This is a genomic window from Nodularia sp. UHCC 0506 (assembly GCF_034931045.1).
In the GTDB taxonomy this organism is placed as follows: domain Bacteria; phylum Cyanobacteriota; class Cyanobacteriia; order Cyanobacteriales; family Nostocaceae; genus Nodularia.
In genome coordinates, this window is the sequence record NZ_JAYGHH010000033.1 from 1 (window position 1) to 13687 (window position 13687).

14 protein-coding genes are annotated in these 13687 nt (G+C 41.3%); 6 read left to right on the forward strand and 8 right to left on the reverse strand.

Annotated features, from left to right (window positions below; all coding sequences use genetic code 11):
• Both VB654_RS17005 and VB654_RS17010 read right to left on the reverse strand, forming a co-directional pair.
• Positions 1-212, reverse strand: a 212-nt coding sequence (locus VB654_RS17005) for a hypothetical protein (RefSeq protein ID WP_323214995.1), incomplete at its 3' end; no start/stop codon positions are given.
• A gap of 9 nt (positions 213-221) precedes the next feature.
• On the reverse strand, positions 222-728 hold the full coding sequence (locus tag VB654_RS17010) for a hypothetical protein (RefSeq protein ID WP_323214996.1): 507 nt from the start codon (positions 726-728) through the stop codon (positions 222-224).
• Between the two features lie 143 nt (positions 729-871).
• On the opposite strand from VB654_RS17010, the gene VB654_RS17015 reads away from it, so the two are divergent.
• From VB654_RS17015 to VB654_RS17025, 3 genes are all read left to right on the forward strand, one after another.
• Positions 872-1045, forward strand: coding sequence for a ribbon-helix-helix domain-containing protein (locus VB654_RS17015; RefSeq protein WP_227789329.1), 174 nt, complete (start codon positions 872-874; stop codon positions 1043-1045).
• A gap of 350 nt (positions 1046-1395) precedes the next feature.
• A complete protein-coding gene (locus tag VB654_RS17020; RefSeq protein WP_323214997.1) occupies positions 1396-2118 on the forward strand; it encodes a hypothetical protein in 723 nt (240 codons plus the stop codon).
• 287 nt (positions 2119-2405) lie between these two features.
• Positions 2406-5267, forward strand: a complete 2862-nt coding sequence (locus VB654_RS17025; RefSeq protein WP_323214998.1) for a VapE domain-containing protein — start codon at positions 2406-2408, stop codon at positions 5265-5267.
• A 230-nt stretch (positions 5268-5497) separates the two neighbouring features.
• Here the strand turns inward: VB654_RS17025 and VB654_RS17030 are convergent, their stop codons facing one another.
• Complete coding sequence (locus VB654_RS17030; RefSeq protein ID WP_323214999.1) at positions 5498-6739, reverse strand: ParM/StbA family protein; 1242 nt, start codon at positions 6737-6739, stop codon at positions 5498-5500.
• 13 nt (positions 6740-6752) lie between these two features.
• Positions 6753-7223 carry a hypothetical protein gene (locus tag VB654_RS17035; RefSeq protein ID WP_323215000.1) on the reverse strand — a complete coding sequence of 157 codons (471 nt, stop codon included), beginning with the start codon at positions 7221-7223 and terminating at the stop codon, positions 6753-6755.
• 645 nt (positions 7224-7868) lie between these two features.
• Here VB654_RS17035 and VB654_RS17040 point away from each other — a divergent pair.
• Positions 7869-8066 carry a hypothetical protein gene (locus tag VB654_RS17040; protein ID WP_323215001.1) on the forward strand — a complete coding sequence of 66 codons (198 nt, stop codon included), beginning with the start codon at positions 7869-7871 and terminating at the stop codon, positions 8064-8066.
• 52 nt (positions 8067-8118) lie between these two features.
• Here the strand turns inward: VB654_RS17040 and VB654_RS17045 are convergent, their stop codons facing one another.
• On the reverse strand, positions 8119-8436 hold the full coding sequence (locus VB654_RS17045) for a four helix bundle protein (protein WP_416235691.1): 318 nt from the start codon (positions 8434-8436) through the stop codon (positions 8119-8121).
• 120 nt (positions 8437-8556) lie between these two features.
• Between VB654_RS17045 and mobV the strand changes: the two genes are divergently transcribed.
• Together mobV and VB654_RS17055 are read left to right on the forward strand one after the other, a co-directional pair.
• The gene (gene mobV / locus VB654_RS17050) at positions 8557-10386 is read left to right on the forward strand and encodes a MobV family relaxase (RefSeq protein ID WP_323215003.1); all 1830 of its coding nucleotides are present in this window, start codon (positions 8557-8559) and stop codon (positions 10384-10386) included.
• Between the two features lie 856 nt (positions 10387-11242).
• Positions 11243-11395: an HU family DNA-binding protein gene (locus VB654_RS17055; RefSeq protein ID WP_323215004.1), complete on the forward strand. Its 153-nt coding sequence runs from the start codon at positions 11243-11245 to the stop codon at positions 11393-11395.
• Here the strand turns inward: VB654_RS17055 and VB654_RS17060 are convergent.
• The 3 genes from VB654_RS17060 to VB654_RS17070 form a co-directional block, all read right to left on the reverse strand.
• Positions 11381-11650 (reverse strand): hypothetical protein, encoded by a 270-nt coding sequence (locus VB654_RS17060; RefSeq protein WP_323215005.1) that lies wholly within the window; start codon positions 11648-11650, stop codon positions 11381-11383. The genes VB654_RS17055 and VB654_RS17060 overlap by 15 nt on opposite strands.
• Complete coding sequence (locus VB654_RS17065; protein WP_323215006.1) at positions 11647-11865, reverse strand: hypothetical protein; 219 nt, start codon at positions 11863-11865, stop codon at positions 11647-11649. The genes VB654_RS17060 and VB654_RS17065 overlap by 4 nt, the downstream gene beginning before the upstream one ends.
• A gap of 829 nt (positions 11866-12694) precedes the next feature.
• Positions 12695-13540, reverse strand: coding sequence for a hypothetical protein (locus tag VB654_RS17070; protein ID WP_323215007.1), 846 nt, complete (start codon positions 13538-13540; stop codon positions 12695-12697).
• Positions 13541-13687 lie beyond the last annotated feature (147 nt).

Sequence of the window (13687 nt, forward strand, 5' to 3'; positions counted from 1 at the left end):
ACACAATCAGCAGTGTCTACACTGTTTACATTTACAAGTTCTGAGGATTGTTTGCTGATCAGGTACTCAACACCAGCGATAATGTTCTCAGTCGTGGCATTTTCAATATCATCAATTTCTAGATGTTCGGCGGCTAACAAGATTTCAGCTTTAGTGGCTTTGTAGCCTTGCTTGTTCAGTCTGGTTTTGCAATTGGTGTAAAAATTAGGCATTGTTTGCTCCTATTTGGTGACAAGTGAATTGATATTTTTAACTGCGTTTTCAACACGCTTTAATTCACGAGACTTGATGCACTTAGCCGCTTGAAATGCTACCAATGCCAAGTCAGAAGTTTGATACTTTTTTTCGGCTTTGTAAGGAATGCCAGCATTAACAAACCAGTTATATCTAGATGTTCTAGATACTTGGCTAAGGTCTATTCTTGGTGCTAAATCTGCTAAAAACTCAGCACAAGTTAGCCATGTTTTTTGCTGGTAGTAGTGCTGAAACAATGCCCAGCACTCGGCGAAGTCTTCAGAATTTACGCGAAAGTTTCTATGCGATCGCTTCAGGCTAGCAATGGTTTTAATGATTACCTCGGCATTAGCGCTAGTCACGTCAAAAGCTAAGGACTGGCGTAGCTGCGCGGTTAGGCGATACCAAGTAAGGTCTGATATTGATTGTCCGTAAACATTGCAGTATATCTGCTTGAGCTGTCTGAATTTCTGGCAATACTGTTTACTTGCCATGTCAATGTTTTGGATACTCCCGTTACTTTGAATGCTTTCCTGATGTCATTATAACATACTAGATGTTATTTGATGTTAATAACATCAAAACAATTGTACAACTGGTGCTATACGATGAGATGAGGCTCTATTAGATGACAGACATGACAAGCGACAGATACAAAGGCAAACGACAAACGGTCACGTTCCCTGAAGAGATGTACGACACTATTGAACGGTTATCAAAGGAAGAGACTAGAAACTTTAGCCAGCAAGTAGTTCATCTCTGTGGTGAGGCTTTGAAGGCTAGGAATGAGGCAAATACTGATAATAAATAGTACATTTCACCCTAATCCAGTTTCCTGATGTATCCCCGAAGGTTGAATCCAGTTTCTTGATATATCCGTGAAGGTTGAATCCTTGTTTCTTTGTACTTGGAGAAATTCAAAACTTCTCAGTATGGCAACTGGGAACCATCGTAGAAACAACAGGTAAAGCGGTTAACCGTCGGTGGACAAACGAAAACGACATAAGCAATTGCCTCGTCCAGGTGCGCTCCGCGGCATCGCTAACCAATTGCAAAACATATTTAATTTTTCATCTATATCAATGGCTATTTGGTCAAAAATGCCGTGTCAAGGATTACCATCAGTAGAGGTAGTATGATATTGAATATCTGGTGTCTCCAATGACTACCGTGAAAGACCGACCAAGCGATTTTCAACTTCCGCCGCATAATGAACCGGCGTTAGATATGCTTAGGGAGGCGAAAAATGCCGAATCAGCTCTGATTCTGGCGGTTAGTGCTTCTGCCTTGGCTACAGGCGCTGTGATTTCTGCTGGCTTGCTTCTTTTTGCATGGGCTTACAAGCCTTTAGTACGCATTGAGAAGATTGCACGGCTGGAAAAATTGACAGCCCTACTTCTGAAAGAGTTTAAAAGCAAAGGTATACAAGTCTTTCCGGTAATTAAGATTGAAAACAAGAATCCTATCGACTTGTTCATTAGGTTTCCTCGGAAAACTCACCTGTTTATCTCTATTAGATCCAAAGGAGACACCCAAATTGTTTACAACGAAGCCAGAGAGGTTTTGCAGGTCAAGAGGAAAGATAAACATGGGCTAAAAATATGGAATCCCTGCCCACTAGTGGAGTTGGGAGATTACGAAAAGTGGCTTGACAAAAACCGTAGCTTGTTTGCGATGTCTTCTAGGGAGGCAACAAAAACACCCACAGCCAAAGTTTTAGTCTTATGGCCTCCAACTCAGGCGGTTGAAAACCACAATGATCATCTTTATTCGGAGATAGGAAATATGAAAATTCTGGCTCTTAGGAGAAAAGGGACTGCTTTTGTGATTCAGTCGGAGGAAGTGATCGAGTTTGTCAGGGCTTGGTTAGCCAAGTATGAATAGAATAAATTGCGAAAACCCCGCGTCCCGGTGAGACAGCAAGGTTTTCAAAGTTTATTCAAACGGAATTGGGAATTGGGTTTAGAGGCCTGATTAATATCCCTAACAGCAATCTTATCTTAGATTTTGAGCTGTAAAGCTATTGTAACAAAACCGTGTAACACTGGCGAACTCAGACAAAAAAAGCGATTTAGGAATTTTATCTGCTAATTTTTCTGAAAGCTTGTATATAAGATTACTACACAGGATAGCTCCAATTCCTCCACTACACATTCAGGAGGATGGACAAAATGTCACCACAAGTATTTCAAGTATCAACCACCAACAACAAGCCAGTAGAAGCAAGCATCGCTCAACCTTGCCCCCACTGCGGCAAACCAGACTGGTGCTACTCCCTCGACGAACTGACAGTCTGCAACCGAGATGCCGAACCCGCCCCTGGATGGGAAAGAACAAGTAAAAGCGATCGCAACGGCAAGCCATACTACGCGCGGGCTAAGTCCCCAAAATCGCCTCGTCCCCAAGGCAAGAAAGAATATATTTACCGCGATCGCGATGGACAACCATTAATCAAAGTAATTCGGATAGACGACGGCAACGGCAAGAAGCGCATCTTTCAGGAATACTGGGGTGGAGTCTGTTGGGTGAAAGCCAAAGACTTCCCAGGCGAGAAAAAACCTGAATATCAGCGCCGAATTACAGTTTATCGCTATACCGAAGTCACAGAAGCAGCTGCCCAAGGCCAGACCATATTTTTCGTAGAAGGTGAAGAAATAGTTGATACACTCTGGGAACTAGGCATACCCGCCACCACAACCATCGGCGGCGCTGGCAAGTATCGCGCCTATGGCAGTTACCAAGGGGATTTAGAAAATGCTAACCTAGTTCTTTGTCCCGACCGTGACGAACCTGGGTTAAAGCACATGGAAGATATCTTTAGAGACTTCCCCAATGCTAAATGGCTATACGCCCCTCCCAGTGATTTTTACTGGACACACCTGCCCAAAAATGGAGGATTGGATATTAAAGACTGGCTAGAAGATGGCGCTACACCAGACGATATCCTCCAAGCAATTGAGGATAGGCGCGTCGTCATTGACGGACTCAATAAATCTTTACAACTAGATGCCGACCGGGAACGACCAGCACAGAGTAAGCACAGGCAGAAAATGAATGCAATTCGCGCCGATTGGGGCGATCGCCTCCGCTGGAATGTTTTGAAAAAGCAAGTAGAACTGGACGGAGAACGACTACCCCTTGACCGGATAGATTTAAAAGTTGCCATCCACATCGATATTGATATCAGCAAAGAACAAGCTAAAGGCATTGTCTTAGAATTAGCCCAAGCCAACCCCTATAACCCAGTAGTTGAGTATCTAGAAAGGGTTGCCCACAAACATCAAAATGTAGATGTATCCATACTAGACCAAATTGCCTCACGCTACTTTGGCACTAATGACCCGTTACACGCCGCATTGATGAAACGCACCTTAATTGCCGCCGTAGCCAGGGCATTTGAGCCGGGATGCAAACACGACGAAATCACCATCTTGCAAGGTAAGCAAAAATCTCTTAAATCCACATTCTGGGAAGTGCTAGCTGGGGCTGAATTTTTCACTGACGACCTCAACGGCACAGAAAAAGACGAAATCATGAAGATTAGTCGCTATTGGTTGCTGGAATATGCCGAATTTGAAAATTCCTACAAGAAAAAAGACGTTTCTCAACTCAAAGCTTTCCTCTCCCGTCGCCAAGACTCCATGCGCCGCCCTTACGGTACAGACATAGAAGATTTTCTCCGTCCCAGCATTTTTGTCGGCACCACCAATCAAACTGAGTTTTTATACGACCCCACAGGCGAACGTCGTTTCTGGGTAATTAAAGTCCTGTTGAGCAAAATCAACATCAACCAGTTGAAACAAGAACGGGATTTGCTTTGGGCGGCGGCAGTAGCAGCATACCGTCAAGGAGAACAATGGCACTTGACCGATACCGAGGATGAGTGGCTGGCAGTTGCCAACAAACAGTTTCAAAGTTCCGACCCTTGGGAAATGATTGTTACCGCTTGGGCTGACCAGCGTCAAGAGGTATATATTCCAGAAATCCTCACAGAAGTTCTCAAAATTGACCTGGGCAGACAAAGTAGAACCGAAGAATATCGCGTATCTCAAATCCTCCGGGCTAACGGTTGGATTAAAGGCATACGCAAACGGGTGAATGGCAAACGGGTTTACCCTTGGATAAAGGATAGGACAGAAGATGGGACAGAGGCATGGGACAGCACTCAACCCTTGACACCACCAGAGTTACAGCCAATTAGACCCCCAGACAAGCCAAATCGGGATGGGACAGAGACATGGGACAGCACTCAAACCCTTATCCAGAAAGAATTCCCGTTAATTCCTACCCAAATAATTACAAATAGGGATGGGACAGGGATAGGACAGCCCCAAACCATTCCCCAACAAAGATTCCAGGCTTTTGTCCCATCCTTAGCAATTAATTCCCCCAAAACTTATTTAAATTTTGATGGCGTTGATCATTTCACACAGCAGCCAATAAATTCAGAAAGTTTTATCGACGATAGGACGGGACGGGACAGCCACGAATTAATAAATGCTGAAACCATTGTGCAGCAGCAGTTAGAAGCGTGTCCCATCCCTCTGTCCTATCCCCAAGTACAAGCCAATGCCGAATTAATCAGGGAATATTTGACTCTGATGAATTGGGAAATGCTTCAGTGTTTACTAGAAGGTTGGGCAGAAGAATTTAAAGCGGCGGTCTGGCAACTGCTAACTCCCAATGAGCGCAAAGCAGTTAAGGCTCTTAAGTCTCAGTCTAGTCAGGGAAGAGAGCAGGCAAAGCCGGGGGATATATGCAGCCGGGGGAGAGAAGAATTATTGCTCAACATTGAGCATGAGGAGATACAGGAAGTAACTCAAACGCCTGCCTCAATTCAATCACCCGAATGGAAATTAAATATCAATGCCTATGCGCTATATGTCAATGAACTAGTCAAGGTCGTCGGCGGTGGCTGTGGAAAATGGCAGATTGAATTCCCCCCTGCACCAGGGAAAAAATGCGGAAGACTCCAGGATGGGATTAAATCAGCCAGTTTGAAGCAACCCCCCGCCGGTCATCCAACTTGGTAAACTGAGACGCATTTAATTTTTTGGAGTCTGAAAACAAAGCTTTGAGGTTTTCAGACTTGAAAAAATACGGCTTATGTGAGTTGGAGTCTGGAAAGGCGTAAATACGTCAACGCGACTAAATATCTTGGCTAAACCACAGCCTAAAACCCTTGCTATTCCTTGGGGATTTTTAATTCACATAAGGCGTAAAATACAATTTAGATGCGCGACAGCTTCATAACAAAAGGGTTTCACACCCCTTCGTGCATGGGCGTGAAACCCTTTTGTATCCATACGTCTTCGGGAACCTTGCCATTGTAATAAGTTGGTTGGTTATTATCGGTTGGCACTAAAGTTCTTCCTTGACGATCATGACCTAAATTTTTGTCCAACATTTTGATATGGCTAATATGGCTTGTCCAAACATCAGTTACTCTATCCCCCAAATCAAGAGTATCTAACTTCTTTGGAATTGACACATTGCCATTCCAAACAATCGGTATGCCCTCATTCTCAAAATGTTCAGTCAACTCTTGTCGAACAAACTCAGTTGTCCCACCACAAATCACAATCTCATCCAAGTCCGCAATATTTCTGATCCATCTAAGTAAAGCAAGACAATACTCGTCCCGCACATCTGGCAATACCTTTTGAAATAACTTCAAATCCAACTCTATACCAGACTCAGTAGTTTTACGTGATAAAGCACGTAGATCATCAAAATCACCCTGACCTGCTGCCAATAAAGCTGGAATCAAACGTGAATCATATTTAGATAAACCAACAGCAGTACGTTCAACAAACTGTTCTAACAACCAATTCATGCCCAATTGGGTAGACTCTGCCAGAGACGGATTCCCCTTTGCCGAAAGGTAAAAACTGGCATTCCGATACCCCAACATCAGCATTCCAATATTATTTTGGAAATATTTATCTTGGATATTACGGCGACGGTACGCCATAATCCCAGACCCTTCCAGGGCAACATCAAAATTACGTAGCTTCCCTTTTATTTTTCCTGTTGGTGTTGTCACACCTTTTTTCAAAGCTTGTGCTAACTCTATTGCTAACTGTTTACCGTCATTTAATTCCCCTGGTGGTAACAAAAGTTTTACGAAAACTTCACTAGGAGAATCAAAGTTAAATTTACGACAAGCCAGCCATAACATTCCGGCAATTTTTGGTAGTGCGTATTGATACTTTAAATCTCGTATCGCAGCCGTCCCCGCAAACATAGTTTTGGCTAAAGTACCTAATATATAGTATTCTTCGCCAATTCCCAACCAAGTGGTGTTGCCCTGAAAAACTTGATTTTGATGAGATAACCGCTCAATTGAACCTTTGGTCACATCTGCAACTTCTGGGGACATTGCCAATACTATAGGTATACCATCTGGATAAACTTGGGCGATCGCTTTGGTTTGACTGCCTCCCAAATCACAAGTCAAGACCAGCCTATTGACATTTTTTGATTTATTTTGCTTTTCAGTCATGGTTTTCTCTAGTTTATTGTCCGAAACCTATGATTCGATTAGCGTCTCTCTCTTCTTCAGTCTGTGGCAGATTCATTAATTCAGCCTCTACATCCCAGTCGTCATCATCTTCATCCTCATCATTGTCATTTTCTGTTTGATTCGTAAGTTGTGAATCATCATTGGTCGTAGTAGTTGAGAGAACCACATTTGGACTTAAATAGGATGTTGGTAATCTATCGATACCACCTATCATTCTAATTGTTGCGAGTTTTCCTTCCAATTTTTCGATAGCAGACCGACAAGCTTTAGTTAACTCATCTTGACTCACCTTACCTTCTAAAGCTTCAGCCAACCAGTACGCAACAACAGCCTCCATTGATAATTCAGTAGCCGCTTTACCTGATGGATGGTTTGACAAATAATCAATCACCAAGCCATCCCAAGAATTTGTTTTGCGTTTAATTCTTGGCAACTCGACATCTCTATTTGGTGGTTTGTTCATCTTGCATTATCAGTAATATATTGTCAGGAATATTACTATTCAATCACTAGGGGGAGAAAGTGGTATTAGTGAGTATTTTAGTGTAGTTAATGAGTATTCAGGTGGAGTTCAAGACAAGCAAACCTTAGCCAAATCTGTCAATTGAACGAAAAATAATGAGTATTTTAGTGTAGTTAATGAGTATTCAGGTGGAGTTCAAGACAAATAATCAGAGAAGAATTATGCCTGAAAAGCATATAAAGACAAAGTTACAGCCGTTTTTAATGTAAAATTTTACCTCAAAAATCATAATACATTTATGTTGCAAAAGTAATTCAAAAAACTAATCAAAAATTATTCTGTAGTCGTTTATAATACTTTTAGTTACAAAATAGTTGTGTCACTCCTTAATGAAAGTCGAGTGAATCCGAAAAGCCGTGATTATTGTCAATAAATTGAAAATATTGACAATATAATAGCCCGAAACCCTTGTGATTACGTTAGATTAGCCAGTTTTCAGCCAATAGTCACCCAGGCATTTTTGATAGGAATTTGAGTGAAAATTGACCCTAAAACAGCAGTTATATTCTCATTAACTGAGATTAATTGATAATAAAACCGCAGTAGAAAACCCTCAGAATCCCCAGTTGAAAAGTCAGTAGACCAGTGTTAAAAAACACCTGTAAACGCGCCCAAGATGCCAGACAATCCCACAAAGCACCATTGACCGCCCCCCGTGGGCTACTACTGGAAATGGATTTCGGGCAGGTGTATCATGGTAATGGTGGTAGTTACTACACTTCTACGCCCTGCGGGTGGGCTGCGCCCATCCTTCGCTACGCTCAGGACGCAGAAGTTGCGTAAGCCCTCCGGGGTAAGAGCAGGGTGTGGGGTGTAGGGTGTAGGGTGTGGAATTTTACTTGTTTTCAAGAGAGCGAATAAGACCCTGAAGTAATCTACCAACTAATTGACACTGAGCAAGAACTGGGTCAATATTTTGGGCTTCTGCAAGTTTTACTCGTTTAGATAAAATTAGGTGTGTTTCTAATTCTTTAAGTGAGCCTTGAGCTATGTATAGGAACTGAATATATTCTCCTCTTGTTCTTCGTCCATACCCTTCAGCAATATTGGCGGGAATAGATACTGCCGCTCTGCGAATTTGTGATGTCATCCCATAAGTTTCTTCTTTTGGAAAGGCTTTCGTTACTAAATAGCAAATTTCTCCTAAATTCATCCCCTCTTGCCAAACTTGTAAATCTTGATAAGACGCTATTGGAGATTTACTCATGCTAATTCCTCTCATCTTCTCCCCTACACCCTACACCCTACACCCCACACCCTTTTAAAAAAAACAATGGTAGCCTTAGCAATTCTGCGCGTTGAAAAACTCAAATCTCTCAGCAATGTAGGCAGTAGCGAGAAACATACTGCTCGTTTACAAGATACGCCAAATGCTGACCCCACTAAAAAAAATATCAGGCTGATTGGTGAGTTGGATGATTTACCATTGAACGAAATCGTCAAAACCAAAATCGCCACCAGCACAAAACACAAACCACGCAAAGACGCAGTGCTGTGTAGTGATATATTTTTAAGCGCATCACCCGAATACTTCCGTCCTCATGATCCATCACTAGCTGGAGAGTGGGATAATAATCGGATGTTGGACTTTGCCAACGCCTCTAAAAACTGGTTGATTTCAAATTACGGTGATAAATGCGTCAGGGCAGAATTGCACCTGGATGAAGTTACCCCTCACATTCATGCTTATATCATCCCCATCAACGACAAAACCAAACAACTCAGCCACAAGGCCATGTTTGGGGGTGACGGCAAACAAGCCAGTATTAAATTATCCAAGTTGCAAGATAGTTATGCAGCTGCACTAGCTCCTTTGGGTATTGAACGGGGGGTGAAAGGTTCCAAAGCTACCCACACCAAAGTTAAAAAATATTATCAAGCAGTCAACAGCGAACCCCTGAACTTGGAACTAGAGCGATTTGCACCCCAGCCAGGAGAAACAGCACAGCAATTATATGAACGCATCAAGGCTGATAGAGCAATTCAAGATATTAATCATCAGTTGGCTGACCGCAGGCTGTTACTAGAACAATTACGCGCAGCCGAACAGAAAGCTAATGCTAGTGAGAAGCTGCGGCAGCAGTTAGAACAGCGAGTGACCCAGTTGGAGGATGAAAAAATTATCTGGAACCAGCAGGCAGAACAGTTGCGGGACTTGCCCCTGGAGGATGTAGCGTGGCAATTGGGATTAGACCGTGACCATAAACAGCCAGGGAAATGGAGAGGTCAGGGTAACAATATGAATATAAATGGCTCCAAATTTTATGACTTTCATCCTAGTGAACAGAGGGGTGGCGGTGGTGCTATTGACTTGGTGATGCACGTTAACCAGTGTGATTATCGGCAAGCGATGGCTTGGTTACATGATAGTTTTGGTGAAAGAGGGTTACGGAGGGCAGTCATCGCCCAAGCTCAAAAAATCGCCACTGGATTTGCACAGTTTGAACCCAGACCCAAGTTTGTCACCCCAGCACCGGATGAGCGTCAATGGCATAAAGTCGAAAATTATCTTACCCAGAAACGAGAATTACTACCAAGTTTTATCCAAGCCGTTCATGAGCAAGGTTTAATTTACGCTGACGAGCAACAAAACGCCGTGTTCTTAATGCGGAATCTAGATGGTGAAACCACTGGTGCATTTTTGAGAGGAACACAAGGGGAAGATAACACCTTTCAGGGATATGTGAAAGGAACCAAGCGTACTCAAGGGTGGTTTCATTTAAAACTGGGAGGAGAACCAAACGGCGAAATTGAAAAAGTCGTATTGTGTAAATCCCCCATTGAGGCGCTGTCATTTGCCACTCTGGAAATGGAAGTTCAGCAAGGAATACCCAAAACCAGGACAATGTACATGGCAGTAGATAGCCCTAAAAGTTTACCAGTGGAATTTCTGCGAACTGTTCCCGCAGTAGAAGTGGCTTATGACAATGATCATGCCGGGAATGAGACGGCACGAATGATCATGGAACAGTTACATCATGCCATGCGAGTTAAACCCAAAGGCAAAGATTGGAATGAGACGCTGTGTGCATGGAGAAAGTACCAAAAGCAACAGAGGCGTGACCAGCAGCACCAGCAGCCGGGGCAGGAACTGGAATTTTGAATTGGTTCAAAATTACTCCCTCTCAAAATCAAAAATGCCTTTTTCAACATAGTTACGGTATACAGCCCAAATAGGTGGTGCGATTTATGAATTCTCTGTGAGGTTACGAATATTTTTCGGAACCTTTTGCCATCTAGCTGTATCTCCTGATATATGGAATATATGGAATCACTTATACCGAACCCGGGGCATTGCATTGAATCTATGAAGCCCCATGTCAATTTCTCTGTTGTTAAAACGGCTTTCAAGTCAAACTTGAGAGCCGTTTTGCATTTTCAATCAACAAACCGTGAGCAGCCAGTGGTTTGCTGATTTCAATAAAAATTTGATTGCCGCAATTGTATTATTTATGTACTCTTTTAGTAGTATTTGGGGACTGCTGTTTTTTCTTTCTCAGTTTTGGCTCAAAAAACTTAAAACTTTTTGGCGTAGTGTGCGGTAGTTTTTTTTGGGATTTTAGGTATTTCCATCTTGGGAAGAAATAGGGAATTATTGGGAATGTTTGGGAGCAGTGGGGAATCACTGGGATGATTTGGGAAATATTGGGAGTTTTGAGATTGATGAGAATTGAGTCAATAAATCTGCTAAATATTTTCTACTTTGGGAAATTTTGGGGAAGATTGAAAAACCGTTGGGAATTAGTGGGAGAACATGGGGAGACCTTGGTTATTGTTGGGAATTATTGGGAGAATTAGGGACAATAAGTTTCCTCTACAAGTTTTCACTTGCAAAGGGGATAGTTTTAGCTAAAACCAGTGATAATTTGGGGTTGAAACTCTTGAAAACGCGTGGATGAGTTTTTGTTAGTATAATTTTGCAATAAACATATTTAAAAGTGTTTAGGGAACTCTTCAAGATGTCTATTGATAAAAAGGAACTGACACGGCGCGTTGGGAAACGCTTAAGCAAATCAACCGGAGCCGTTGAAGAAATTGTTGATGCCACCTTAGAAGAAATATATGAATCTCTTAAACAGGGAGACAGTGTTTCTTTACTACAACTGAGATAGTAGCCTTTCATACTCTGTATGTGACCCCACCCAGAACCAAATAACTGTATTTCCCTCTAACTGTCCAACGGCTCGATAGCTTTTGCTGACTCTCGCCGAATAAATAGGTAATTCTGGATGCACTTTTTTGAAACGTAAACTGGGATGGTTTTGGTCTTGTTTAAATTGGCGATATGCTTCACGGGTTTGCTCTCGCACATTTTCAGGTAAGTTACCAAAAGCTTGGCGAAACTGAGAAGTGATACGAGAATTCACAATGTATCTGGATCTAACTGTTGAGTCTGACCTGCGCGATATTCAGCCATCGCTTGGGCTGCTAGGAGAGCTAGTGCATCTGGAGAACGCTCAAAAGCTTCATCCCATCGCTGTTCATCTTCCAGTTCTTCTAAAATCATCGTAGCCATAGAATTTTGTTGACTGGCTGGTAAGCTTTTGAGTTTGATAATCGCTTGTTCGAGTAATTCTGTCATGGTGAATGATTATCCTCTGTTTTATTAATTTTCTCACAGAGTCAGGAGTGGAATCAGCTTAATTTCAGATAGGTCAGCTAGAAGATAATTTGATGATGAGGGTGTATGTAGGCTACTGCCTCTACGCACAACTTTCACGTCGCGCATCTCGGCTCAATACCGTGTACACACAAGCCACCTTTCCCAGTTTTATCACTCTATCTTTCAAACCCATTACTCAACTTGCTTTCGGCTTATCTTAGTGCCATTCTCTCATATGCTAAATGGTGTGGTTATTACTAAAACCAGCATACGGAGAGCCGTATTGGATCAACTTAGCAAAAAACAGATAGTGGAAGTATAGTCAAAAAAAAATCTAATGACGGAATACCACAATTACACACTAACAAAGAACGACGAATCTAGTGAGGCAAAAGTCACATTATCCCTTGGTATTACTGAATCAAATTCATTAACACCAATTGCTATTGTGTATGACCGAATACCATCTAATCTAAAGTTTGTCGAAGAAATACGTCAAGAATTAACCAAAATACTAGGAGAAACTTCAAGACCTGTTAATTTAGAATATTTCAAACAACTAATTAACATGGAGTGCTTTAAATCTTACAACCTATTATTTAGTAGTGGAGATCCATTATGGGCATCACAAGACCAAATCTAGAAAACTGTATGTTGAGTAACTGAGACTAACCTTAACGCTATGAAAATACGTTGTTTTTAGCAAAAGGCATACGTCCGGTTGAAAGGGGAGGGCGGGAGATCATACTCCCCCTCGACCTAACTTTACCCCATTTAATACTTCTGCTTACAAGCCAATAATTTATGATTATTGTTTTTGTTTTGGAGTAATTAAACTCAATATGTATACGATAACTCCAACAAATCCTAATTCATTTTTTAGCCATTTCCAGAGTTGTCTACGATTACGAATATTTTGCAAATCCTGTAGGTAATTCTCAAATTTTTGCACAGCAATCATTTGTTGTTTAGTAGAGAATAACTCCTCTTGTAAATTCCTTAGTTCTAAACGAGTATTTTGTACCTCTTGAAACAAAGTCCTAATTTGTTTCAATCCTCCCATTTGTGACACAATGAAGTTGAATTCTCGAAGAATATCTTGGGCATTTGTAATTTCTTTATTATATGCATTAATCCCATCTTCTAATTCTTGGATCTTCAATTTTGCAGAGGAATATATTTGATCAATTTCTTGTTTAATTTTTGCAGATTTATTGAATAAGCTTTCTGATGTTTCAAGATATTGTTGTGCTTTTAAGTATATTTCTTGAGATTCTTTTATTAATGCTTGTGTTTCCTTTTTTACATTATTTACATTATCTAAAAGCGAATTGAGTTCTTGTAAAAAGGTTTCGCTAATACCAATCTCTTCAAGTTGCTTTGGTATCTCTTTTAAATTGTGTAAACTTTGTTCAACTGCTTTTGCTTCTTGCAAGTGATTAGATGTTATATCTTGAGTCTTTTTAACAGTTTCCTGTGCTTTCAACAGTTCTTCACAACTGCGGTCAATTTTAGCAATTAGCGTATTAACTTCGTTAACTTTTTTGACTTGTAGAAGAGTATTTTCTGCTCTTTCTATAGACTCATGAATAATTTCAGCTAGTTTATTAAGGTCTTGAGCAAGTTGTAGGTCTGTAGGTCTATTTTGATTCATAACTTATCTATACTCCTTAATTTTATTGATAGCAGCATGACAAAGCAGAGATACTAATGAACCATCTTGCTTTATTATTTCTTTTCTAAATGGATAATCTTCAGGAATACTAATTCCTATTTTCATTCGCACTCTTGCAGCTTCATA